This is a genomic window from Streptomyces sp. NPDC055400, assembly GCF_053644375.1.
In genome coordinates, this window is record NZ_JBSHLM010000005.1 from 167,021 (window position 1) to 189,997 (window position 22,977).

Sequence of the window (22,977 nt, forward strand, 5' to 3'; positions counted from 1 at the left end):
GCGGCGACGGACCACCGCGAAGCCGCGACGTCGCTCCGTCACACGTCGAGCATGAGCCTCGGTCCGGCGCTCATCGGCACGCACAGCAACATCGTCCGGCTCTCGGCGCGTTCCTGGTCGGTGAGCAGGTCGTCGTGGTGTTCGGGCGGTACGGCCAGGACCGGCGTCTCACGGGCTCACCGCGCTGGTCCGCCGCATCGAACGCCTGGAACCCGCCGGTCCTGAGACCCCGTTCGTGCACAACACGCTGCGCGGCTGGTCCTCGGTCCCGGTGCGCGCGGTGGCCCGCTGAGCCCGCGGAGCTCCGGCCGCCACGCACATCCGCGGCCCAGGGTCAGTCCTTCGTCAGCCTCACGGGAATCGCCTTCAGGCCTCCCACGATGAAGCCGCCGGCCGGTTCCAACGACTCGGCGGGCAGGGCGAGTTCCAGGTCGGGGAAGCGGTCGAAGAGGGCCGGGAGGGCGATCGCGGCTTCCATACGGGCCAGGGGCGCGCCCAGGCAGCGGTGGACTCCGTGGCCGAAGCTGAGGTGTTCGGCGCTCGGGCGGCGTGCGTCGTACTGGTCGGCGGTGTCCCCGTGCTGCCGCGGATCGCGCCCGGTGGCCGCGAACGACGCCAGAATCGGCTCGCCCTTGCGGATGGTGGGCCCGTCCGGGATCTCGATGTCCTCGACGGCGAACCGGAGCGGAAGGTTGACGACGCTGGGGGCCCAGCGGAGGGTCTCCTCGATCACGTCGTTCCAGGAGAGCTTGCCCGCACGGACCAGTTCGAGCTGCTCCGGGTGCGTGAGCAGGGCGTGAACGGCGTTGCCTATGAGGTTGACCGTGGTCTCGTGGCCGGCGACGAGGACGAGCAGGAGCGTGTCTATCAGCTCCTGTTCGGTCATGCGCTGGCCTTCCTCGTCCCGCGCGGCGACCAGCACACTGGTCAGGTCCGACGCGGGTTCCTCGCGCTTCAGCGCGGCCAGCCCCTTCAGCAGCGCCTGGATCTCGACGAACGCGGCGCCCGCCTCCTGCGGGTCGACGGAGGTCATGATGATCTCGGAAAGCCGGGCCAGTTCGGCGCGGGTGTCGCCCTCGGGGACACCGAACAGCTCGCAGATGACCTGCATCGGCAGCCGGTGCGTGAAGCTCTCGCGGAGGTCGACCGCGGATCCCCGGGGCGCCGTGGCGAGTTCGTCCAGGAGGGCGGCGGTGATGCGCTCGACCGAGGGCAGCATGGCGTCGGTGCGGCGGGCCGTGAACGCCGGTGCGATGAGCTTGCGCAGCCGTCGGTGGTCGCTCCCGTACGCGGTGAACATGTTGTTCACGCCGACCCAGGTGGCCAGCCAGGACTCGCGGTACTCGCCGCGCTGCCACGCGGGCCAGTGCAGGTTGGGGTCCTTGGACACGCGTGGGTCGGTCAGCAGGTCCTTGAGCAGGCTGTGGCTGGTGATGGCCCATGCCTCGGGGCCGTCGGGGAGCCGGACGAGCGTCACCGGACCCGCGGCGCGCAGCCGCGCGGCCTCGGCGTGGACGTCGGCACCGGCCGGGTCGATTGCGACGGGTTGCGGTCCCATGAAGTGGCTCCTGCCTGGTCGGGATCTTGGGGCCGGAGGATGACGCGCCCCGCGGCGCGAGAGCCCTGAGGAACCTATCCAAGATCATTACGACTGTCCGGCAGGGATGGCCGGTTCGATGCGTCCGAGCCTGGGCTGCCGGTCGCTCGACAGGTGTTCCGGCCGGGCGGACGCGCGCGGCACCTCTGAGTGGACCGGTCCTCAACGGGTCCCGTCTTGGCCGAAAGTCAACCACTCGACGGACAGTCAACAACCGTGTCTGCACCGCCGAGTTGGCGTGGTGGGCAGACCGGAGACACCTGCCCGCAGGGGCCGCACGGTACTCCCACCCCGCTCCTGGCAACTCCTGGCACGCCGTCCCGCGCGAAACTCCGGGCTCAGCTCTGCTCGGTCGGCAGCTCGAGGCGCGTCAGGTGCTCGGGCGTGAGTGCATGCAGGAAGCTCTCGGCGTCGAACGCTTCGCCGGCGGCGACCACGCCGGTCACCACACGGTCGCCTTGGAGCATGCGCGCGAGGGCCTCGACGACGAGCGGCGCCGTGACGGCGTAGATGTCACGGCCTCCCGCCACGGCGCGGCGCGTCTCGCGGCCGCGGGTCACCACGGCCTCCACGAGGAAGGACTGCGCGGAGCGGCCGTCGGCGTCGGCGGGTACGGGCTCGGGGGTGTCCTCCGCGCGGATGTCGCGCAGCGGCGCGAGGTTCATCACCGCGCGCACCTCGGGGGTGCGCACGTGGCGCGGGAGCGTGACCTGGTCGGCCGTCGCGAACACGACGGTGTCCTGCTTGCCGAGCGGCTCCGGGAAGGTCCACGGGGAGACATCCTGCGCATACGAGAAGGGGCTCAACCTGCCCGCGGTGAAGGTGAGATGGCGCCCGGCGTTGCTCTCGCCGGTGCGGCGGGTGCCCTGCGTCGGGTGCCAGCTGTCGAGGCCGTACGCGAGTGTGATCTCGTCCGCGTCCGGCCAGTCGCCGAGAGCGGCGGTGGCGAGGAGGTCACCCAGGCCGCCGTAGAACGCCAGGGACGGAACGACGGCGATGCCGGCCTCCCTGGCGCGGTCGCCGTAGGTGTCGAACAGGGCGGCGGTGACGGCCTGTTCGGCCCCGACGTCCAGGTAGGGGATGCCCGCGCGGAGCGCCGCGTCCACCAGCGGGCTGGCCGTGTCGAGGAACGGTCCGGCGGCGTTGATGACCGCCGCCGCTCCTTCGAGGGCCCGGTCGAGGGAGGCCGCGTCGTCGGGGAGCGCCTGACGCACGGGCGCGCCGGGAGCGAGGTCGCGCACCGCGTCGAGCTTGCACGCGTCCCGTCCGACGAGCACCGGCGTCGCTCCCCGTCTCAGCAGCTCCGCCACGACGAAGCGGCCGGTGTGTCCGTAGGCGCCGAAGACGACGACCGGCCGCCCGTCGAGCGACCCGGTGGTGTGATGCGAGGCGGGTCCCGAGAGGGTGTTGCTCATCGTCGGCTCCAGTGTCCGAAGGGCGGTGGTGTGCGGTTCGACAGCAATGATCCGGGCGAGGGGCCCGCCCAGCCAGTGGCAGGAATGACGAGGGGCGTACAGTTTCGGACATGCAATCCCTCGCGCGTTCCGCTGTACGTTCCGCTGCGCATTCGGTTGCGATGGCGCTCCCCGAAGGCACGATGCTCTTCGAGGCCGCGGGGGCGCTCGAAGTCTTCGGCTCCGACCATTCCGACCTGGCCGCGCCTTGGTACTCGTTCACCACCTGCGGACCCGCCGGGTCCCGCGTCGGCGACTGGCTCCGGGCCGACACCACCCACGGACTCGAGGCCGTCGCCGATGCGCAGACGGTGATCGTCCCGGCGTGGCGCGACGTCGAGCAGGAGCCTCCGCAGGAACTGCTCGACGCCCTGCGCACCGCCCACTCGGCAGGCGCCCGGATCGCCTCGCTGTGCACCGGCGCCTTCGTCCTGGCCGCGGCCGGACTCCTCGACGGCCGTCGCGCCACCACTCACTGGGCGCACACGGAAAGGCTCGCGGCGCGGTACCCGGGCGTCAGGGTCGACGCCGAAGTGCTGTTCACCGACGAGGGCAGCGTCCTCACGTCCGCCGGCAAGGCGGCCGGAATGGACCTGTGCCTCCACATCGTGCGCACGGACCACGGGGCGACGGTCGCCAACGCCCTGGCGCGGCACCTCGTGACGCCGCCCCATCGGGACGGCGGCCAGGCGCAGTTCATCCCGGCGCCGGTGACGCACGGGCGCGACCATCCGCTCGCCGATCTGCTCCCCTGGGTGCTGGCCCGGATCGACCAGCCGCTCACCGTCGAGGACATGGCCCGCCAGGCGGGCATGAGCAGCCGCAACCTGGTGCGGCACTTCCATGCCGTCACAGGGACGGCGCCCCTGAGGTGGCTGTTGAGCCAGCGTGTGCGGGAGGCGCAGGAGCTGCTGGAGTCGAGCGACGACACCGTCGAGCGGATCGCGGCACGGACGGGCATGGGGACCTCCGCCACGCTCCGGCGGCACTTCGCCCGGGTCACGGGCCTGCCGCCGGAGGCCTATCGGAGGACGTTCGGCGGCCGGTGACACGCGCCGCACCCCGCACGATGCACACCCCCACGATCACCGAACCCTCACCCTAAAGCTGAGGTCGAGGTGCCACTCGATGAGACCACGCCTCGGACCGGGCCCGGGACCGCGCGCCGGACGACGGGACCGCGCCTGGGAGCCGCCCGGGACCCGCCTGGTACCGCCAGTCCCAGGAAGACGGGACTCCTGGCTGATGGCAGCGCGGGGCCGCACGCTGGTGGCATGACGAAAACACTCATCACCGGAGCGAACAAGGGTCTCGGCTTCGAGACCGCCCGCCGACTCGTCGCCGCAGGCCACACCGTCTACGTGGGCAGCCGCGACCCCGAGCGCGGCCGCCGCGCCGCCGAGCAGCTCGGCGCACGCTGGGTCCAGCTCGACGTCACGGACGACGCGTCCGTGAACGCCGCCGCGAAGACGATCGAGGCCGACGGCGGCCTGGACGTGCTGATCAACAACGCCGGCATCGAGGGCCGGACCCCGGACGGCGGCGTGATCGGCGCCGCGGACGTGACCGCCGACGAGATGCGGTCGACCTTCGAGACGAACGTCTTCGGCGTCGTACGTGTCACCCACGCGTTCCTGCCCCTGCTGCACAAGTCCGACGCGCCGGTCGTGGTCAACCTGAGCAGCGGCCTGGCCTCGCTGGCCCGGGTCACCGACGCGGGGACGCCGACCCACGCGTATCCCGGAGTCGCCTACCCCGCCTCGAAGACGGCGGTGAACATGGTCACCGTGCAGTACGCGAAGGCGTTCCCCGGCATGCGGATCAACGCGGTCGAGCCCGGCTACACCGCGACGGACCTGAACGCCCACACCGGCATCCAGACCGTCGAGGAGGGCGCCGAGATCATCGTGCGCATGGCCCAGCTGGGCCCCGACGGCCCGACCGGCACGTACGTCAGCGCGGAGGGCCCGCTCCCCTGGTGACGACGCGCGTCGCCCGACGGGGACGCCCGCCTCACACCGTCCCGTCCGCCATCGCCCGCGTGACGTCACGCCCACCGCGTACACGTCGCGCGAGGTTGGCGGCGGCGTCGGGCCACCCGGCGTGGTCGAAGGAGAAGCCCGCGTCGAGCAGCCGGCCCGGGACCACGCGGCGGCTCTTCAGAAGGAGTTCGGTGTCCGAGCGGAGCGCGAACGCGCCGAGTTCGGCCATCCACTTCGTCGCGGGAAGGCCCACCGGAACGCCCCATGCCGCGCGTAGCGCACGCATGAAGTCACGCTGCGGCAGCGGCTCGGGGGCGGCGAGGTTCACGGGCCCGTCCAGGTCGTCGCGTTCGATCAGGAACCGGACCGCTCGGGCGAAGTCACGGTCGTAGATCCAGGACACGTACTGGCAGCCGCCCGCGACCGGACCACCGAGGCCGAGCCTGGCCAGGCGCAGGAGGACGTCGAAGACACCGCCGCGATCGGGGCTCATGACCATCGCGGCGCGCAGGGCGACCTTGCGGGTGTGCGGGGTGTCGGCCCGCTCCTGCGCCCGCTCCCACACCTTGGCGATCTCGACGCTGTAACCCCAGTAGCCCGGGACGCCGGCCTCGTCGCCGCCGAGTACGCCGGTTGTCTCGTCGTTCGGCGCGGCGAAGCTGTGGGCGTAGATGGTGGCCGTACTCATCTGCAGCCACACCCTCGGAGGTCGCGCTGCGGCGGAGACGGCCTCGCCGACGACCTCGGCGGACCGCACGCGCGAGTCCATCATGGCCCGGAGGTTGGCCTGTGTGTAACGGCAACTGACGCTGCGTCCGGCGAGGTTGATCACGACGTCGCTGCCGTCGACGACCTCGGCCCAGGGGCCCAGGGTCTCGCCGTTCCAGCGGACTTCGTCGTCGTGCACGGGCCGCCGCGTGAGGACGACGACTTCGTGTCCCGCTGCGGCCAGTTCACGCTTCAGGATCGTCCCTACCTGCCCGGTGCCGCCGGGTATCACGATCTTCATGGAGCCCCCTCATCGTGTCGGCCCCACCTTAGCGCAGATATTTGAACACGTTCAAATAGAAGGGGGCCCAGGAGGGCCGCCCGCGCGGGACGGTCCTCAGGCCCGGTCGCGGACGTGCAGGTCGAGTCCGCTCGTGCCCGGTGCCTCGACCTCCGGCAGGAGCCGCATGTCGTGGTCGTAGTCGCCGCCCGTGAGAGGGCGGAAGGGGACGGGCGTGGCCGTGAAGAGTGTGTCGAGTCGTCGCGCGTACTCCGCCCGCGCGGCGGCGAATCGTTCGTCGGGCAGTTCGTTCGAGCTGTACACCGCGAACGGCTCCAGCGGGTTCATGCCGGTGAACCAGAACAGGCCGTGCTGAATGGGGTGCAGAACGTCCGCGAGGCTTCCGTGGACACCACGGTCGGAGAACGCGGACTCGCGCGCGCCGACCGTCACCGACACGAGCGCCCGCCTGCCCGGCAGGGAGCTTTCGCCGTACGGCGGCGGGACCGCGGGGCCGTACGCGAAGCCGCTCGTGAAGACCCGGTCGATCCAGCCCTTGAGGATCGCGGGCGCCGAGAACCACCACATCGGGAACTGCAGGACCACCGCGTCCGACCAGCGCACCTTCTCCTGCTCCGCCGCGATGTCGGGTGACAGACCGCCCGAGAGCGTCGCCCGCTCGGAGTCGGCCATCACGTGCAGCCGGGCCGCTCCGGTGCGCTCGGGGAAGTCCTCGGCGTCCACCGTCGCCTTCCACTTCATCGCGTAGAGGTCGGACACCCTCACCTCGCCCCGCCGTGCGCAGGTGCTCGACCGCGAAGCCGGTCAACGCGGAGTTGAGCGAACGGGGTTCCGGGTGGGCGCTGACCACGAGGATCTTCTTGGGCTGCCGAGGCGTCGTGTCGTTCATGCCACCACGTTCGCCCAGGCGCGTCCGGGCAGCCAGCACCCTGGTCAACGGCGGAACGCTCATCCTGGTACTGCGAGGGCCACGCATACTTGGGTCCATGGACGGCGTGAACGGCATCGGGGACACGGGCGCGGGCACCACCCTCACCACCGGCGGCTCGCAGCGCGGCCTCGGAGACTTTCTCCGCGCCCGCCGCGCGCGCGTCACACCGGAGCGCGCCGGGCTCTCCGGCGGCCGTCGCCGGCGGGTACGGGGACTGCGCCGCGAAGAGCTGGCACAGCTCGCCGGGATCAGCGTGGACTACTACGTACGCCTGGAACAGGGCCGCGCCACGCAGCCCTCCCCAGAGGTCGTCGACGCGCTCGCCGGAGCGCTCGGCCTCGACGCGGCGGAGCGCGGGCATCTCGCGACCCTGGCCGGTGCGCGGCAGGGCCCCGCGCCCGAGACCAGGGTCAGCCCGATGCCTTCCCGGCCTTCGCCACGAACCATCGCCTGGACGTGGTGGCGTGGAACGTCCTCGGCGCCGAGCTCATCGGCGGTCTGGGCAAGCCGGCCCGCCGCGACCGGAACAACGCGCGGTACCTCTTCCTCGACCCCGCTTCCCGCGTCGTCCACCCTGAGTGGGAGGACCGGGCGGCGGAGGCCGTGGGCCAGCTGCGGGTCTGGTCGGGGCGCTACCCCGACGACACGGAACTGGCCGCGCTCATCGCCGAACTCACCGCGCTCAGCCAGGAGTTCAGGCGTATCTGGGACAGCGGCGAGGTCGTGATGTGCGCGGCGGGGCGCAAGCTCCTGAGACACCCGGTGGCCGGGCTGCTCACGCTGGACTTCGAGACGCTGCACGTACCGGCAGTTCCCGGCGAGACGGGCCTGGTCGTGCATGTGTTCAGCGCCGAGGACGGCAGCGAGGAGGCCGCGGCTCTCGCGCGGCTGACCGAAGCCGTTACAGTGGCCCACAGGCCGTGACTGGCGCTGGGGTGGAGAACCACCGGGGAGCGGCCTGACCAAAGGGTCGATGTATGCCGTGCGCCTGGGCGAGTGGTCAATGACGCCTGGGAGGCGACCATGTCCCCGACACGGACAACCCACCTCATGGACGGCACCGGTCCCGCCCGGCGCCTCGTCGAGGAGTCCGCGGGCAAGGCGGCGGAGCTGGTGAGGCGTACGGGCTCGGCGCCCTGCCTCGCGACCGTGCTGGTGGGCGAGGATCCCGCCTCCGTCACCTACGTACGTATGAAGCAGGCCCGCTGCGCCAAGGCCGGTATCGAGTCGCGGCGCGTCCAGCTCCCCGCCACCACGACGACCGCGGAGCTGGTCGCCACCCTGCGCGAACTGTCACAGGACGCGTCGGTCCACGGAATCCTGCTCCAGCACCCCGTGGGCCCGCACATCGACGAACGCGCGGCCTTCGAGGCCATCGCTCCGGAGAAGGACGTCGACGGCGTCACCATGAGCTCGTTCGGCGCGATGGCCTTCGGGCTGCCCGGGTTCGTCTCCTGCACACCCGGCGGAATCATGCGGCTCCTCGACGAGTACGACGTCGGTCTCGCGGGCCGGCACGCGGTCGTCGTGGGCCGGAGCGCGATCCTCGGCAAGCCGGCCGGGATGCTGCTGCTCGCCCGGGACGCCACGGTGACGTACTGCCACTCGCGGACTGCCGACCTCAGCACGTTCGTGCGGGAGGCGGACATCGTGGTGGCGGCGGTGGGCCGGCCCCGGCTCATCCGCGGCGAGGACATCAAGCCTGGCGCGGTCGTCATCGACGCCGGCTACAACGCGGGCAACGTCGGTGACGTGGACTTCGACACCGCGGCCGAGCGGGCCCGCCTGATCACTCCCGTTCCCGGCGGGGTGGGCCCCATGACCATCGCCGTCCTCCTGGCGCAGACGGTCACCGCCGCATACCGCCAGCTCGGCGCGGACCCCGGCCGCGCGCTCGCCTGAGGGGACGGCGGTCCGGGGCCCTACGCGGTGGCGACGTCGAGGAGTCCGGCGGCCGCCACCGCGAGTGCGGCGCGCGGCAGCGGCTCGCACTCCAGCGGTGCGCACACCTCGAAGCCGATGTGCCGTACCGCCGTCTCACCGGAAGGCAGCATCTGGAGATACTCGGGCCCGTCGGGTTCCTCGCGGCCCAGGAGGAATGCGACGGTCAGCAGCGTTCCGGCGGCGACCCCCGGGGATCCGGCCTGCGGTTCACGGGCGATCAGGGTGAACTCTCCCTCGTACGGGCCTGGCGGCGGCTCGGCCAGAAGCCACTGAGCGAACTCGGCGGCCCGCGCCGCGCCTTCACCCAGTGGCACGCGCCCGAGGAAGTACGCCCCGAACCACCAGCCGCCGTCCGTATCTGTGCCGAGGGCCGATCCACAGCTCCTCGACGGGCCGGCCCGGATAGTGGGTCCCGCGCCATGCGAGGCGGAAGAGGGGACCGGTTCCGGGACGGGGGCGATCCGCGTACGGCATCGAGTGATCTCCTTCGGGCACTGGCGCTCAGACCACCCAGTGCGGTCGGCGCGCGGCTGATGCCGAGGGGAGGCCGGCGGCGAGCGCGGTCGCCATGCGGTGGACGGCCTCGCGCAGGGTGTCCGCCGAGGTCGTGTACGGGATGCGCATCCGCTGCTCGAAGATGCCTGGGTCGGTGGCGAAGTGGGCGCCGCTCTCGATCCGGACGCCGTTGTCGAGGGCCCGCTCGGACAGCGCGGAGGCGACGGGTTCGCCCAGGTCGACCCAGAACGACAGCCCGCCGGGCGGCAGTTGCCAGGTCCAGTGCGGCAGGTGCTCGCCCAGCGCGGCGGCCAACGCCGCGCGCTGTAGCCGTAGTTGCTCAAGGCGGGGCGGCAGAAGCTCGTCCGACCGGTCCAGGAGGGTGAGGGCCAGGAGTTGGTCGACGACCGATCCGCCCATGTCGGTGGCCACGCGCTGGCCCGCGAGTTCGGTGACGAGCGGTGCGGGCGCGCGCAGCCAGCCGATACGCAGGCCACCCCAATGGGTCTTGCTCATCGAGCCGATGGCGATGACCTGGCCGGCGCCACCCTTCGCGGCGTGGGAGGCGAAGGGAGGCGGGGCGGGCACGTCGAGCGCGAGGTCGGCCAGCGTCTCGTCGATGACCAGCCATGTCCCGGAGCGCTCCGCCGCCCGCAGGACGCGCGCCCGCTCCTGCTCGGGCATGAGGCAGCCGGTCGGATTGTGGAAGTCGGGGACCAGGTAGGCCATTTGGGGCACGGCCTGGCGAAGGGTCGATTCGGTGATCTCGATGTCCCAGCCGGTGTCGGTCACGGGGACGGACACGGTGCGCAGCCGGGCTCGGCGCAGGGCGTCAAGGGCGTTGGGGTAGGACGGGTTCTCGACCATGACCCGGTCACCGGGGCTGCTCAGGAGTCCCAGGACGAGTGTCAGCGCGTGCTGCGCGCCGGACGTCACAAGGATCTGTTCGGGCAGGGTGGCGAGACCGCGTCGGGTGTAGCGCTCGGCGATGGCGGCGCGCAGGTCGGGCAGGCCGTAGGGGTGGTAGCCGGGGGTGTGCGCCTGCTCGGCCAGTTGCGGGGTGATGTGCGCGAGGGCGTCGACGAGTGCCTGCCGGGGCAGCCCGGGCGAGGCTCTGGCCAGGTCGATCGCGGTGTCCGGGGGGCCGAGGAGGCGTGTGATGCCACTGGGGGTGCGGCCTTCGGGCAGGGCGGTCCACGTGCCCGATCCCTGGCGGCTGTGCGCGTAGCCGCTCTCGCGCAGCAGGTCGTACACGGCGGTGACGGTGGTTCTGCTGGTGGCGAGGGCTGCGGCCAGTTCGCGCTCTGCGGGGAGCTTGACGTGCAGCGCGATGCGTCCGTCGAGGATGAGCGTGCTGATCGCCTGGGCGAGGTGGCGGTAGGCGGGTCTCGTGCCCGAGATGTCAGGAAGCATCGCGGCGAGCCGGCGGCTGCCCAGGGTCCGGTCCGCGCGGCCCACCCTGTCCACGGGCAGGAAGGCGTTCGCGTCAGTCAAACCATTCTCCCCAGATTGGCCATGTTATGCGGGCCAATGACTCTACAGAGTTGCCGCAATGGCCTTGAAGGCATACGACACCCAGGGCGGAGACAGGCACACATGCGGCACGACACGGGTATGACGGGCCACCTCGAGAAGGCGGCACCTCAGAGCAACGACATCGGCGCAGCGACCTCGCCTCCGGGGCCCGGCGAGATCCCGACGACCGCACCCCGGACGCCCGGTGGCGGCGCCCGCACCACTCCCCCACTCACCTACGTACGCTTCGGGGAACGCCCGCTCCGCCGCCTGCCGCAGTTGTTCACCGGCCTCGCCCTGTACGGATTCAGCATGGCCGTCATGGTGCGCTCCGCGCTGGGGCTGAGCCCTTGGAGCGTCCTCAACGAGGGGCTGGAGAAGCACACTTCGCTGACCTTCGGCACACTCACCGCCGTCGTGGGTGTGTCCGTCCTGCTGCTGTGGATCCCCCTGCGGCAGCGGCCGACGTTCGGCACCGCCGCCAACATCGTCGTCATCGCCTTCTCGTCCGACCTCGGGCTCACGCTCGTCCCCGGAGGCCTGGCACTCCCCGAGCGCGTCGGGCTCCTCCTCGCCGGGATATCCGCCAACGCCCTGTCCGTCGCCGTCTACGTAGGCGCACGGTTCGGTCCGGGGCCCCGGGACGGGCTGATGACCGGAGCGTCCGCCCTGACCGGGCGTTCCATCCGCGTGGTCCGCACGTGCATCGAGATCGCCGTGCTCGCATCGGGGTGGCTGCTCGGCGGCGGCGTGGGCCTCGGCACCGTGCTGTACGCCCTGACCGTCGGCCCCATCACGCAGTTCTTCCTGCCCCGGTTCGCCTACACGAGCCCGACCAGGACCGCACGCACGGGCCCGTCTGTCACCGGCTCCCGCAGGTCTTCGTAGAGTCTGTGCGTCATATCTGCCCAAGCATCTGCTCGACCGGGCCCGGTACGGCGAGTTCGACACGTGAGCGCGGGCCGTTCTTGCGTCTATCGCCGGGCGCCCTGCCGGCGGTAGAAGTCGAACTGGGTCACGCCGTCGTAGCCGTAGCTCTCGGGGTGCAGTTCGTGCAGCGCCACCCCGCAACGGGCAAGCGGGCCCAGGGTCTTGGTCATCAGCTCACCCGCCTCAGCGATGAACGCGGCCTTCTCCGCGGCGCTGTTCGTGCCGACGGTGACGGTGGCCTCGACATGGGCGTCGAGGCCATCGGTCAGCGGCCTGCCGTCCACGTAGTAGCGCTCGGCCGGAACCAGGTCGACGTGCACGATGGTCCGCGCGCCGGACTTGCGCAGTGCCGACACCGCCAGGCCGGTCAGGCCCTCGGCGAGGGTGCGCCGGACGCCGGCGGGGAGCGCGGGGTCGGTGACGGTGACACGGATGAAAGGCATGGCTTCTCCTGAGCAGGTGGGAGGAGTGTGTCCGCCGGAGCCGGCGGCACGGACCAAGACTCACCCGACCTGGCACCATTGATCCAACGCATACGTGTCATAGGTATATGAGGCCCCCGCATGACCGTGAACCTTTCCCAGTTGAGGGCGTTCCTCGCCGTCGTCGACGCGGGGGGCTTCAGCGCGGCGGCGGCCGAACTCGGGCTGAGCCAGTCGGCGGTGTCGCACGCGGTCGCGTCCCTGGAACGCGAGTTGACCGCTCCGCTGCTGGTGCGTGCCGTCCCGGTGCGGACCACGGCGCTCGGCGAGCGGGTCGTGCCGCACGCCCGGACCGCCGTGGCGGCGGCGCGGTCCGTGGAGCAACTCGCGTCGGACGCCGCCGCGATGACGGGCACGGTACGGCTCGCCGCCACACCGACGGTCTGCCAGGGTCTGATTCCCGGCCTGCTGCGGCACTGGGGCGAGGGCCAGCCCCATATCACGGTCCGCGTCTTCGAGGGGGACAGCTCCGAGATCGCCGCCTGGCTGGAGAACGGGACGGCCGATGCCGCCATCCTGATCGACCCTCCCCCGGGCCGGGGCATCCAGCTCGCCGCGGACAGCTACCGGGCCGTGCTGCCCCTGGACCATCCCCTCGCCGGCGAGCCGGTCGTCGACATCCGCGACCTGGAGGACGATCCGTTCCTGATCTCGCCCAACGGCTGCGAGGACCGCATCCGGACGATCCACCGTCTCGCCGGGCTGAGGTTCACACCCACGCACCGTGTACGGGATCTGGCGACCCTGATCAGCATGGTGCAGGCCGGTATCGGCGTGACCGTCCTGTCGGAGGTGTCCCGCTCCCTGATCCCGCCCGACCTGGCGCTGCTGCCGGTGCACCCTCAGACCTCGCGCCGCCTCGTACTGACCGGACCCCGCGCCCGCCCCTGGCATCCGGCCATCCGCACCCTGGCGGAGTCCGCCCTGGAGCATCTCGCCTCTTCCGGTGCCACGCCGGTCGCACACGCGGGCTGAAGAATTCCGTCGAAGCCACGGACGGTGCTGATAACTGTGGCCGCATGACCCATGGGAAGACTTCATACGTGTGCCTGCCCTGCCGGGTCTCGTACAAGCAGGCCTACGACCGGGGCAGGGAGCGGATCTGTCCGCGCTGTGCTGAGCCGATGATCCATGCGGGGTCGGCGTTCGCCGCGCCGCGCCGCCGGGACACGGCCGCGTGGCGGGCGCTCACGGTCCTGCTGAACGCGGGCGTGGGCTTCCACAAGAGCTGCTGCGGCGGCCCGGGGTTCCGGCCCCGCAGTCCGCGTGAGGTGCGCGAGCGCCTCGCGTACGCCGAGCGGTCCGGTGAGCCCGTCGCCCGCGCGCTCACGCGGTATGACGTGCCGTGGATCGGCGGGCCCGGTCGGCGTTGACGGGTGCCGTCGTGTCGAGCGGCGTGGGCGCAGAGCGCGACGGCCGCCGCGCCGGGGGTGATCCGGTGACCCCCTGACCGGCCACGGGCTTGCTTATTGGTCACACACTCAATAATATCCCGGGTATGCCGTCACGCGTCCAGCACAAGCGAATTCGGAAGACGCCGGCCGCCCGACGTGCGGAGATCGTCGACGCGGCCGCCGCGGTAGCCCTCGCCGAAGGGCTCGAGTGCGTCACTCTGCGGCGGATGGGCGAGGAGCTCGGCGTCCGCCCCGGGCTGATCAGCCACTACTTCCCCGCGGCGGACGACCTCGTGGCGGAGGCCTTCGGCAGCGCCGCCGGCGCCGAGCTCGACAGCCTGCTGCCCGCCGAGCGGACCCAGGGGATGCCCACGCTGCACCTGGGGTGGTTCTTCGCGCGCGCGACGGGCGCGCCCTACGACAACATCAGCCGCCTCTGGATCAACGCGCGCCACCTCAGCCGCTACCGGCCCGTCCTGCGCGACCGGGTCGCCGAGCAGGAGGCGGCCTGGCGCGAGCGGCTCACCGGCCTGATCCGGGAGGGCGTCGACCGGAACGAATTCCGTACGGACGACCCGTATGTGACGTCCATTCAGATCCTGGTGGTGCTCGACGGCCTCGGAGCGCACGCCAACACCGACACGAGCAACCGCCCCGCCGCGGTGTCGCGCATGGCCGCCACGACGGCGGAACGCGAACTCGGCCTTCCGAACGGGACGCTCACCAGAACCGGCGCATCGCTCACGGCGTCACCCACCGGCTAGGACCTGGCCCTCCCCTCCCCGGCCACCACCCACCCGCCCTGCAAGGAGCCGCCGTGCCCACCCCGCTCGTCCTGTTCTCCGCCCGCCTGCTCGACCCGGTCACCGGCGCGTTCCTGCCGCAGACGGCCCTCGCCGTGTCCGGCGGCCGGATCTCCGCCCTGGGTGACGACCGCGGCATACGTGAGCACGTGGACTCCTCGACCACGGTGATCGACCTCAAGGGCGCCGTGGTGACGCCGGGCCTGGTCGACGGACACCTCCACCCCGTCTCCGGTGCCGAACTGACGCACGGGCTCGACCTGTCGGACTGCACGGACGTGGAAGGCGTGCGTGCGACGCTCGCCGCCGAGGTGCGGAAGCTGACGCCGGGGGCGTGGCTGCACGGCTGGGGGCTCGACCCGAACGTCTTCGGAGACCGGCCCGTCGGAATCGCCCCCTTCGACTCCGTCCTCGACGGCGTACCGGCCCTTCTGCTCCTGTTCGACGCCCATTCCATGCTGGCCAGCCGGCGCGCGCTGGAACTGGCCGGGGTGGACGGCCCGCGCACCTTCGACCAGGCCTCCGCCGAAGTGGTCTGCGACGCGCAGGGCCGTCCCACCGGTCTGCTCCAGGAGGACGCCGCCTGCGAGCTCGTGGAACGCGTCGCCCCGCAGCCCACGCGGGAGGAGCGCCGCAACCGGCTCGCCGCCACGCTGCGCGCCATGGCCGCCTCGGGTCTCACCGGCGGTCACGTCATGGACGCGAACGGGGACAGCCTCGCCCTCTTCTCCGAGCTCGACGCCGCGGGTGAACTCGCGCTCCGGCTGCGGGTCGCGCCATGGTGCCAGCCCGGTACCGACGCCGAGGGAGTACGGGCGCTCATCCGGCAGCAGGGCGCCGGCGGCGCGCTGTGGCGGACGGACGGCGTCAAGATCTTCATGGACGGCACCATCGACAACGGCACGGCCTGGCTGGAACGCCCGGACTGCCACGGCGAGTCCACCCACGCGTTCTGGCCGGACCCCGAGGTCTACTCGCGGATCGTCGGCGAGCTCCACCGCGCCGGGGTTCCCACCGCCACCCACGCGATCGGCGACGCCGCCGTACGTCATGTCCTGGATGCCGTCGAGAAGGCGCAAGCCGCCGGCGGGCGCGGGGTGCGTCACCGGGTCGAGCACATCGAGACCGTGCCCGACGACACCCTGGGCCGGTTCGCCGAACTCGGCGTCATCGCGTCCATGCAGCCCACCCACTGCTGCGACTTCACCCGGGCCGACCACACCGACAACTGGTCGCGCCGCCTCGGTGAGGAGCGCGCATCACGCGCCTGGCGCTGTCGCGATCTGCAGGACTCGGGCGCCACGGTGGTCCTCGGCTCCGACTGGCCGATCGCCCCGTATCCGCCGCTCGGGGTCATGGCGGGCGCGCGCCACCGCCGCCCGAGCCGTGACCTCAGTCAGGACCCGCACGGACCCGAGCAGGCGCTCACGCCGCTCGAAGCGCTCCAGGGTCTGACGGCCAACGCGGCCTATGCGGCGGGCGAGGAGCACGAGGCGGGGCGGATCGCCGTCGGCTACCTCGCCGACCTCACCGTTCTCGCCGACAACCCGCTCACCACGGCGGACATGGCGCTGCCCGACCTGCCGGTGCTGCTCACGGTCCTCGACGGCCGCCCTACATTCCGCGACGCGAGTCTGTAGTTGTCTACGGGTACGGGGAGCCGCTCACACCGGCTCTCCGTACCAGCGGCGGTGGACGACCGGCTCCACCAGGAGCACCCCCACCGCCGCGACCGCCGCCACCGAGGCCGCCGGAAGGGAACCCCACGCGGCCGCGACCGCCCCGGCGAGCACCACCAGCGGGCGCACCAGGGTCAGCGGCCCGAGGCCGACGACCACGGCGAGGGTGCCCGCCCGGAACGGGCCCCATAGGTAGCAGCCCAGGCTCAGGGCGACGATCACCGCGTACGGCGCGTAGCACAGGAGCATCCGGTGGGCGGCGGCGTCGAGTTGGGCGTAGCGCGCGCCCCGGTCAGCCGCGGTGACGAGCAGCGCCACGGCAAGGGCCGTACTCAGCAGCAGCGCCGGGGCGCCGACCGTGAGACCGCGGCGGGCCGCGAGCAGCGCCCGTCCCGACTTGCGGATGCGCCCGTCCCGCCCGGTGTAGGCGCGGAATCCGGCGAAAGCCGCGTCGACGAGCGCCAGAGCGGCGAGCAGGACGGTGTTCATCCGGCGCCCTCCCCCGCCGAAACCCCCTGGCGCGTCACGCCCCCGCTGTCCGAAGGCCCCACCAGGCGGCCCGACGGACCGGGTCCCAGCTCGGCCCGCAGCGGCGGCAGCAGGTCCGGGCGTACGCCGATGACGGGTCGCAGTGTGGTGCAGAACGGGTTGCTGCGTCCGCGTGGTTCGTACACGAGCGGGGTCATACCGTCGGCGTGGGCGGCGGCGGCCAGCAGTGTCTCGTCGTCGTGGGCGCGGCGGGCCGACATCACGCCGTCGTGGCGGCCCAGCGGATCCCGCATCCGCGCCCGGTGGAAGACCCACGCGCCGATCGGGGCGAGACCGGTGGCGGCGATGTCGAAGTGGCAGAACGCGGCCGTGCCCGGCGTGGCCTGGGCGGCGAAGAAGGCGTCGAGGTCATCGCCCCGGAAGTGGTGCAGGACGCCCGTCGACACGTACACGGTGGCGGGCTCGTCCAGGGCGAACGCGTCACCCCGCACGAACCGGCAGGGCAGTCCCTCCGCGCGGGCGAGCCGCCCGGCCTCGGTGACCAGGGCCGCGTTGAAGTCCACGCCGACCAGGTCGACATCCGGGCCGAGGGCACCGGACGCGGCCAGCCAGCGCACCAGGTAGCCGAGCCCGCAGCCGATGTCCACCACGCGCAGCGGACCGTCGGTCCGCCCGGCCGCGCGGATCACGGCGAGCAGCGGACGCAGGAGTTCGGCGATGCGGTCGCCGAGGCGCAGTTCCTCGCTGAGCCGCTGGAGCTCGGTGTGGACGGCGACGAGCCGGCGGTCCACGGCGAGCGGATCGAGGTTCCCGTCGTCGTCGCACGCCAGCCCGGCGGCGATACGGGCGCCGCTGCGGTCCCCGGCGGCGGCGAGCCGCGCGACGACGTCGGCGCCCCGCACCGGCAGGCGTGCGCGCGTGCCGGGGTCGTGGTCCACGACCAGATCGGATATCTCGATGAGCTGCACAGGGAGAAGGTACGCGGCCGGGGAGGCCGTCGGCGCGACGCCCTGGGAGGCACCTCCGGCCCGAAAGCTCAAGCGCGCGACGGCCGGACGGCCCCGCCCGTCCTCGGAACGGACGGGGCCTGCGCTCTCGTGGCTACCGCGAAACCACCTGGTCGGTCACCGCACCCGGCACCGGGGCGTAGCCGGTCGCCCGGCTGGTGAACGTGCCCCGGCCCTGGGTCCGGCCGCGCAACTGGGACGCGTAGCCGAACAGTTCGGCCAGCGGCACCGTCGCCGTGACGACCGCGGTGCCGGCGCGCATCGCGGAGGCGGAGATCTGGCCGCGGCGCGCGGCCAGGTCCCCGAGCACTCCGCCCACGGCGTCCTCGGCCACGGTGGCCGTGACCTCGACCACCGGTTCGAGGAGCGCCATGACGCTCGCCCGGAAGGCGGCCCTGAGCGCGAAGCGGCCGGCCGTGCGGAACGCCATCGGGGAGGAGTCCTTGGGGTGCGTGGACCCGTCGGTGAGCGTGACCCGTACCCCGGTGACGCGGTGGCCACCGAGGGGGCCCTCGCTCAGGGCGTCCCCGCATCCGGCCTCCACGGCCTGCACGTAGTCCCGCGGCAGGCGTCCGCCGGTGACGACCGACCGGAACTCGAACTCCGGCGCGCCGTCGCCCGTACCGTCCTGCGCCACCGGCAGAGGCTGCACATCAATGACGACGTGCGCGAACTGGCCTGCTCCTCCCTCCTGTTTGACATGCCGGTACACCAGTCCGGACACCCCGCGCGAGACCGTCTCCCGGTAGGCCACCTGCGGCCTGCCGACACCGACCTCCAGGCCGTGCGCCCGGCGGATCTTCTCGACCGCCACCTCCAGATGCAGCTCGCCCATGCCCGACAGCACCGTCTGGCCGCTCTCGCGGTCGGTCCTGACCACGAGCGAGGGATCCTCCTCCACGAGTCGTGCCAGCGCGGACACCAGCCGGGCGCTGTCGGCGTTCCTGCGTGCCTCGACGGCCACGGAGACGACCGGTTCGGCCACCGCGGGCGGTTCGAGGACGACAGGCGCGCCGGGCGCGCACAGGGTGGCGCCGCTGCGGGCGGTCCTCACGCCGGCCACCGCGACGATGTCACCGGCCACCGCGTGCTCGACCTCGGTGTGCCGGTCCGCCTGGACGCGCAGGATCCGGCCGATCCGCTCCGTACGCCGGGCGCCCGCATCCCACACCGCCTCTCCCCTGCGAACCGTTCCCGAGTACACCCGCAGATAGGTCAGACGCCCGCGAGGGGTCGCCTGCACCTTGAACACCAGCGCGGCCAGCGGCGCCGCCGGATCGCAGACACGCTCCTGCTCGTCGTCGCCGACGACACCGCGGACCGCGGGCACGTCGAGCGGTGACGGCAGGTAGGCGACGACCGCGTCCAGGAGCGGCTCGACACCGCGGTTGCGGTACGCCGAACCGCACAGCACGACGACGCCCTCACCACTGCGCGTCAGATCACGCAGCGCCGCCGTCAACATCCCCGCGGACAGGGCCGATCCGTCGCAGAACTCCTCCAGCGCGCCGGGATGGAGCTGCGCCACCGTCTCCTCAAGGAGCCGTCTGCGCCGCCGCGCCTCCTCGAGCAGCTCTGCCGGTACCGGCCCCTCCTCGTACGTGTCGCCGCCCTCTCGCCACACGAGAAGCCGCATGCGGATCAGGTCGACGACACCGGTGAACGCGTCCTCGCGGCCGACCGGCAGCTGGACCACCATCGGGACCGTGTCGAGGCGCCGGCGCATCGACTCGACCGCCGTGTCCAGGTCGGCACCGGCACGGTCGAGCTTGTTCACGAAGGCGATCCGCGGCACACCGTGCCGGTCGGCCTGACGCCAGACCGACTCGCTCTGCGGCTCGACGCCCGCGACGGCGTCGAACACCGCGATCGCGCCGTCCAGCACGCGCAGGGAGCGCTCGACCTCGTCGGCGAAGTCGACATGGCCCGGGGTGTCGATCAGGTTGATCCGGTGCCCGTCCCAGGCGCAGCTGACCGCCGCGGCGGAGATGGTGATGCCCCGTTCGCGTTCCTGGACGTCGAAGTCGGTGACGGTGGTGCCGTCGTGGACTTCGCCGCGTTTGTAGGTGGCGCCGGTGACGTAGAGGATCCGTTCGGTGACGGTGGTCTTGCCGGCGTCGACGTGGGCGAGGATGCCCACGTTGCGGACGGCGGTCAGGGGGTCGGTGTCATGACGGTGCAGGTCGGTACGCACGCCTGTGGCCTTTCGGGTGGTTCCGCACAGAGGCAGCGCGATCGCCGGACGTACAACGCAACGGGCCCTGCCGAAGGGTCGGTTCAGGGTCGTGCGGACACGCGAGGTGTCAGATGTTCGTCGCGGGGGTCCGGTACCGGCCGCGCAGCCGGTGCCGGGCACACCGAGACACCAGGATCACCTCGAACCGTGACCGGGGAACGACGACAGCGGTGCGGTGACGCACGGCCCGGCTCCCCTCACTTGTCACGGCGCGCGCTGCGACGTGGGGCAGCGGCGTGGATACGTGGCGAGTGTAGGGAACCGGGCTCTTGCCGGGCACCCGATTAAAAAGCCCGGAGGCGCCTCTCTCAGGGATGCATCCGTGCCCCCTTGAGGACCTTGTCGACGGCGCCCCGCGCGCCGTACACGGCCATGCCGACCAGGTCCAGCTGGTCGGCTGGCACCGCCCGGACCGCCGCACGGTTGTCCCCGTCGTTGCCCGTACCGAACAGCTCCGCCGTGAACACCGCTGTCGGCAGCGAGCGGGACAGGGCGCGTCCGTGCGCCGTGGTCAGGGTCTGCTTCGTCCCCTCGAAGACCAGCACCGGCTGGCGGAACATCGGCAGGTATGTGGTCGCGTCGGCGTCCTCGTACGGGGCTCCGACCACCTCGGGCGCCGTCGTACCGAGCCCGCTGACCAGGAACGCGGTCACGTTGAGCCGCTGCCAGGGCTCCAGGTCGTCGCGCAGGAGGACGGCGATCTTGGTGTCGAAGCGGACGGGCGCGCGGCCGGAAGGGTCATCCGACCCGGCCGGGGTCGACATCGACGCCGCCGTCGGTGTCGGTGTCTGCATCGCGGTGTCGGTGGGGATCTCGTCCATCGTTCTCATGCTTCGAGACTGCGCTGTCCACCCCGGTCAGGTCTTGTACGTTCCTTGCATGGTGCCCCGGCCGGAGATCTCCGCATGGCGCCCGCAGGTCGCGGGTGTCGTGGAGGTGTTCCACGCCCACTTCACCGAGCACGCGTACCCCATGCACGTCCACGACGCGTGGACGCTGCTGATCGTCGACGACGGCGCGGTCCGCTACCACCTGGACCGCCACGAGCGCGGCACGCCGAACGACACCGTCAGCCTGCTTCCGCCGCGTGTCCCGCACAACGGGTCGCCCGCCACCGCACAAGGGTTCCGCAAGCGCGTCCTCTACCTCGACATGACGCAGCTCGACGAGTCCTTCATCGGTGCGGCGGTGGACGGGCCCGACCTCACCGACCCCGTCCTGCGCACCCGAGTCGGCCAGCTCCACAGCGCGCTCGAGCACCGGGGCGACGAGTTCGAGGCGCAGAGCCGCCTCGCCCTGATCGGCGAACGGCTGCGCACCCACCTGCGGCCCGGCTCCCCCGGCACCGAGCGGCCCGGCCGGGGCGTCGCCCACGACCTGCGGGACCTCCTGGACGCACGGCTCCTGGACGGCATCGCCCTGGACGAGGCGGCGCGTCTCGTGCACGCCCACCCGACCCATCTCGTACGCGCCTTCAGCGGCGCCTTCGGCATCCCGCCGCACCAGTACGTGATGTCGCGCCGCGTCGATCTGGCCCGCCGCCTGCTCCTCGGCGGGCAGCCCCCGGGCGAAGTGGCGACCGCCGCCGGCTTCTACGACCAGTCGCACCTCACCCGGCACTTCAAGCGCGTACTCGGCACCACCCCCGGCCGCTACGCCCGCACCGCTCCCTGAGTGCTTCGGCTGCATTCAGGGGGTGTTGCACACGTTCGCGGAACCACTTCCCCCTACCGTCGTTGCACGGATGCCGCCGGGCGCCGATGCCGGGCCGCGACAAGACCCTGGGAGTGCGCGTGAAGGTTGTCTGTGTCGGTGGAGGTCCCGCCGCCCTGTACTTCTCGATTCTGCTGAAGCTCCAGGCTCCTTCGCACGACATCACCGTCTTCGAACGGAACCCGGAAGGCTCCACCTACGGCTGGGGCGTCACCTACTGGCCGGACATGCTGGAGCGGCTCAGGCGCCACGACCCGCACTCCGCGTCCGCGATCAGCGACGGGTCCCTCCGCTGGCGTGACGGGGTCGCCCATGTCGGGCAGCGCACCACGACCCACGAGGGCGACGAGGGCTTCGCCATCGGCCGGCACAGGCTCCTCGACATCCTCGCCCGCCGCGCGGAGTCCCTCGGCGTCGCCCTTGAGTACGGCCACGAGATCGCGGACCGCGAGCAACTGCCCGAGGCCGACCTGGTCGTGGCCGGCGACGGCGCCAACAGCCGGATGCGCGACCGCCACGCCGGCCACTTCGGCACGCAGACCACCCTGGGCAGCAACCCGTACCTCTGGCTCGGCACGACCAAGGTGTTCCGCTCCTTCACCTTCGCCTTCGCGCAGACCGCGCACGGCTGGATCTGGTGTTACGCCTACGGGTACAGCGACGAGCACAGCACCTGCGTCGTCGAGTGCTCCAAGGAGACCTGGCAGGGCCTCGAACTCGACCGCCTGCCCCAGCCGGAGGCCCTGCGCCGCCTGGAGGCCATCTTCGCCTCGCTCCTCGACGGCCACGCCCTCGTCGGCCGCAGCGACCACGGCGGCCCGGCCCCCTGGCAGACCTTCCGCACCCTCACCAACCGGACCTGGTCGCACGGCAATATGGTGCTGCTCGGCGACGCCGCGCACACGACGCACTACTCCATCGGAGCGGGCACGACGCTCGCGATGCAGGACGCCATGGTGCTGGCGAGCTCCCTCGCCGAAGCGAAGACGATCCGGCCGGCGCTCTCCCGCTACGAGCACACCCGCAAGAGCGAGCTGCTGTCCGTGCAGAGCGCCGCCCGGCACAGCGCCCAGTGGTACGAGAACCTCCCCCGCTACATCCATCTCCCGCCGGCCCACATGTTCGCCCTGCTCGGCCAGCGGCACTCTCCGCTGCTCCCCCACATCCCGCCCCAGCTCTACTACCGGATCGACCAGGCCGCCGACCAGTTGCAGTCATTGCGCAGACTCAAGCAGTGGCTGGGCCCCCGCCTCGCCCGCACCCTCCAGCACCGCAACTGCGCGCGCGGGTAAGACACTTCGAGTCAGAGGCGCCAGA

Annotated in this window: 22 protein-coding genes, 1 pseudogene and 1 riboswitch; of the genes and pseudogenes, 12 read left to right on the plus strand and 11 right to left on the minus strand. The window is 72.1% G+C overall.

All coding sequences use genetic code 11. The features are described 5' to 3' along the window. Positions 1-334: 334 nt before the first annotated feature. Positions 335-1,558, minus strand: coding sequence for a cytochrome P450 family protein (locus tag ACWIGU_RS14920; protein WP_454400880.1), 1,224 nt, complete (start codon positions 1,556-1,558; stop codon positions 335-337). A 377-nt stretch (positions 1,559-1,935) separates the two neighbouring features. Next, positions 1,936-3,012, minus strand: coding sequence for a saccharopine dehydrogenase family protein (locus ACWIGU_RS14925; RefSeq protein WP_454400882.1), 1,077 nt, complete (start codon positions 3,010-3,012; stop codon positions 1,936-1,938). 161 nt (positions 3,013-3,173) lie between these two features. On the opposite strand from ACWIGU_RS14925, the gene ACWIGU_RS14930 reads away from it, so the two are divergent. Together ACWIGU_RS14930 and ACWIGU_RS14935 are read left to right on the plus strand one after the other, a co-directional pair. After that, complete coding sequence (locus ACWIGU_RS14930) at positions 3,174-4,100, plus strand: helix-turn-helix domain-containing protein (RefSeq protein ID WP_454400884.1); 927 nt, start codon at positions 3,174-3,176, stop codon at positions 4,098-4,100. 225 nt (positions 4,101-4,325) lie between these two features. After that, positions 4,326-5,033: an SDR family oxidoreductase gene (locus ACWIGU_RS14935; protein WP_454400885.1), complete on the plus strand. Its 708-nt coding sequence runs from the start codon at positions 4,326-4,328 to the stop codon at positions 5,031-5,033. A 31-nt stretch (positions 5,034-5,064) separates the two neighbouring features. On the opposite strand, the gene ACWIGU_RS14940 is transcribed toward ACWIGU_RS14935, so the two are convergent. After that, positions 5,065-6,042, minus strand: a complete 978-nt coding sequence (locus ACWIGU_RS14940; protein WP_454400887.1) for an epimerase — start codon at positions 6,040-6,042, stop codon at positions 5,065-5,067. Between the two features lie 96 nt (positions 6,043-6,138). Next, positions 6,139-6,801 carry an NAD(P)H-dependent oxidoreductase gene (locus ACWIGU_RS14945; RefSeq protein ID WP_454400889.1) on the minus strand — a complete coding sequence of 221 codons (663 nt, stop codon included), beginning with the start codon at positions 6,799-6,801 and terminating at the stop codon, positions 6,139-6,141. A 227-nt stretch (positions 6,802-7,028) separates the two neighbouring features. Between ACWIGU_RS14945 and ACWIGU_RS14950 the strand changes: the two are divergent. The 3 genes and pseudogenes from ACWIGU_RS14950 to ACWIGU_RS14960 form a co-directional block, all read left to right on the plus strand. After that, positions 7,029-7,277, plus strand: a pseudogene (locus tag ACWIGU_RS14950) (helix-turn-helix domain-containing protein); the annotation flags it as partial. 155 nt (positions 7,278-7,432) lie between these two features. Next, complete coding sequence (locus ACWIGU_RS14955; RefSeq protein WP_454400891.1) at positions 7,433-7,897, plus strand: MmyB family transcriptional regulator; 465 nt, start codon at positions 7,433-7,435, stop codon at positions 7,895-7,897. Next, positions 7,884-7,974, plus strand: a riboswitch (ZMP/ZTP riboswitch). Its footprint overlaps the gene before it by 14 nt. A 22-nt stretch (positions 7,975-7,996) precedes the next feature. After that, on the plus strand, positions 7,997-8,875 hold the full coding sequence (locus tag ACWIGU_RS14960; RefSeq protein WP_454400893.1) for a bifunctional 5,10-methylenetetrahydrofolate dehydrogenase/5,10-methenyltetrahydrofolate cyclohydrolase: 879 nt from the start codon (positions 7,997-7,999) through the stop codon (positions 8,873-8,875). A gap of 20 nt (positions 8,876-8,895) precedes the next feature. Here the strand turns inward: ACWIGU_RS14960 and ACWIGU_RS14965 are convergent, their stop codons facing one another. Beyond that, entirely contained in the window at positions 8,896-9,231 is a 336-nt protein-coding gene (locus ACWIGU_RS14965; RefSeq protein WP_454400895.1) for a hypothetical protein, read from the minus strand. A gap of 187 nt (positions 9,232-9,418) precedes the next feature. Beyond that, positions 9,419-10,906 carry a MocR-like transcription factor YczR gene (gene yczR / locus ACWIGU_RS14970; protein WP_454400897.1) on the minus strand — a complete coding sequence of 496 codons (1,488 nt, stop codon included), beginning with the start codon at positions 10,904-10,906 and terminating at the stop codon, positions 9,419-9,421. Between the two features lie 102 nt (positions 10,907-11,008). Between yczR and yczE the strand changes: the two genes are divergently transcribed. Beyond that, a complete protein-coding gene (yczE, locus tag ACWIGU_RS14975; RefSeq protein ID WP_454400899.1) occupies positions 11,009-11,815 on the plus strand; it encodes a membrane protein YczE in 807 nt (268 codons plus the stop codon). An 86-nt stretch (positions 11,816-11,901) separates the two neighbouring features. Here the strand turns inward: yczE and ACWIGU_RS14980 are convergent, their stop codons facing one another. Then, positions 11,902-12,300, minus strand: a complete 399-nt coding sequence (locus ACWIGU_RS14980) for a tautomerase family protein (protein ID WP_454400901.1) — start codon at positions 12,298-12,300, stop codon at positions 11,902-11,904. Positions 12,301-12,420: 120 nt separating this feature from the next. On the opposite strand from ACWIGU_RS14980, the gene ACWIGU_RS14985 reads away from it, so the two are divergent. The 4 genes from ACWIGU_RS14985 to ACWIGU_RS15000 all read left to right on the plus strand — a co-directional run bounded on the left by ACWIGU_RS14985 (position 12,421) and on the right by ACWIGU_RS15000 (position 16,176). Further along, positions 12,421-13,314: a LysR family transcriptional regulator gene (locus ACWIGU_RS14985; protein WP_454400903.1), complete on the plus strand. Its 894-nt coding sequence runs from the start codon at positions 12,421-12,423 to the stop codon at positions 13,312-13,314. A gap of 44 nt (positions 13,315-13,358) precedes the next feature. Continuing rightward, positions 13,359-13,712 carry a deoxyxylulose-5-phosphate synthase gene (locus tag ACWIGU_RS14990; RefSeq protein WP_454400905.1) on the plus strand — a complete coding sequence of 118 codons (354 nt, stop codon included), beginning with the start codon at positions 13,359-13,361 and terminating at the stop codon, positions 13,710-13,712. Positions 13,713-13,837: 125 nt separating this feature from the next. Next, entirely contained in the window at positions 13,838-14,497 is a 660-nt protein-coding gene (locus ACWIGU_RS14995) for a TetR family transcriptional regulator C-terminal domain-containing protein (protein WP_454400907.1), read from the plus strand. A gap of 53 nt (positions 14,498-14,550) precedes the next feature. Further along, on the plus strand, positions 14,551-16,176 hold the full coding sequence (locus ACWIGU_RS15000) for an amidohydrolase (protein ID WP_454400909.1): 1,626 nt from the start codon (positions 14,551-14,553) through the stop codon (positions 16,174-16,176). A 24-nt stretch (positions 16,177-16,200) separates the two neighbouring features. On the opposite strand, the gene ACWIGU_RS15005 is transcribed toward ACWIGU_RS15000, so the two are convergent. The 4 genes from ACWIGU_RS15005 to ACWIGU_RS15020 form a co-directional block, all read right to left on the minus strand. Then, complete coding sequence (locus ACWIGU_RS15005) at positions 16,201-16,704, minus strand: hypothetical protein (RefSeq protein WP_454400911.1); 504 nt, start codon at positions 16,702-16,704, stop codon at positions 16,201-16,203. Then, on the minus strand, positions 16,701-17,672 hold the full coding sequence (locus ACWIGU_RS15010) for a class I SAM-dependent methyltransferase (protein ID WP_454400913.1): 972 nt from the start codon (positions 17,670-17,672) through the stop codon (positions 16,701-16,703). Before ACWIGU_RS15010 ends, ACWIGU_RS15005 begins: the two co-directional genes overlap by 4 nt. Positions 17,673-17,805: 133 nt before the next feature. Beyond that, positions 17,806-19,905 (minus strand): elongation factor G, encoded by a 2,100-nt coding sequence (gene fusA, locus ACWIGU_RS15015; RefSeq protein WP_454400915.1) that lies wholly within the window; start codon positions 19,903-19,905, stop codon positions 17,806-17,808. Between the two features lie 350 nt (positions 19,906-20,255). Next, positions 20,256-20,711 (minus strand): DUF2000 family protein, encoded by a 456-nt coding sequence (locus ACWIGU_RS15020; protein WP_454401589.1) that lies wholly within the window; start codon positions 20,709-20,711, stop codon positions 20,256-20,258. Between the two features lie 115 nt (positions 20,712-20,826). Between ACWIGU_RS15020 and ACWIGU_RS15025 the strand changes: the two genes are divergently transcribed. Continuing rightward, entirely contained in the window at positions 20,827-21,621 is a 795-nt protein-coding gene (locus ACWIGU_RS15025) for an AraC family transcriptional regulator (RefSeq protein WP_454400917.1), read from the plus strand. A 119-nt stretch (positions 21,622-21,740) separates the two neighbouring features. Beyond that, positions 21,741-22,952, plus strand: a complete 1,212-nt coding sequence (locus tag ACWIGU_RS15030; RefSeq protein WP_454400919.1) for an FAD-dependent monooxygenase — start codon at positions 21,741-21,743, stop codon at positions 22,950-22,952. Positions 22,953-22,977 lie beyond the last annotated feature (25 nt).

Bases quoted from the DNA above. Each gene is read 5' to 3' on its own strand.
- ACWIGU_RS14985 (WP_454400903.1), top strand. From the start codon at position 12,421: ATGACCGTGAACCTTTCCCAGTTGAGGGCGTTCCTCGCCGTCGTCGAC.
- ACWIGU_RS14990 (WP_454400905.1), top strand. From the start codon at position 13,359: ATGACCCATGGGAAGACTTCATACGTGTGCCTGCCCTGCCGGGTCTCG.
- ACWIGU_RS14960 (WP_454400893.1), top strand. From the start codon at position 7,997: ATGTCCCCGACACGGACAACCCACCTCATGGACGGCACCGGTCCCGCC.
- ACWIGU_RS14940 (WP_454400887.1), bottom strand. From the start codon at position 6,042: ATGAAGATCGTGATACCCGGCGGCACCGGGCAGGTAGGGACGATCCTG.
- ACWIGU_RS14995 (WP_454400907.1), top strand. From the start codon at position 13,838: ATGCCGTCACGCGTCCAGCACAAGCGAATTCGGAAGACGCCGGCCGCC.
- ACWIGU_RS14925 (WP_454400882.1), bottom strand. From the start codon at position 3,012: ATGAGCAACACCCTCTCGGGACCCGCCTCGCATCACACCACCGGGTCG.
- ACWIGU_RS14935 (WP_454400885.1), top strand. From the start codon at position 4,326: ATGACGAAAACACTCATCACCGGAGCGAACAAGGGTCTCGGCTTCGAG.
- ACWIGU_RS15020 (WP_454401589.1), bottom strand. From the start codon at position 20,711: ATGTCGACCCCGGCCGGGTCGGATGACCCTTCCGGCCGCGCGCCCGTC.
- ACWIGU_RS15005 (WP_454400911.1), bottom strand. From the start codon at position 16,704: ATGAACACCGTCCTGCTCGCCGCTCTGGCGCTCGTCGACGCGGCTTTC.
- ACWIGU_RS14920 (WP_454400880.1), bottom strand. From the start codon at position 1,558: ATGGGACCGCAACCCGTCGCAATCGACCCGGCCGGTGCCGACGTCCAC.
- yczE (WP_454400899.1), top strand. From the start codon at position 11,009: ATGCGGCACGACACGGGTATGACGGGCCACCTCGAGAAGGCGGCACCT.
- ACWIGU_RS14930 (WP_454400884.1), top strand. From the start codon at position 3,174: ATGGCGCTCCCCGAAGGCACGATGCTCTTCGAGGCCGCGGGGGCGCTC.
- ACWIGU_RS15025 (WP_454400917.1), top strand. From the start codon at position 20,827: ATGGTGCCCCGGCCGGAGATCTCCGCATGGCGCCCGCAGGTCGCGGGT.
- ACWIGU_RS14980 (WP_454400901.1), bottom strand. From the start codon at position 12,300: ATGCCTTTCATCCGTGTCACCGTCACCGACCCCGCGCTCCCCGCCGGC.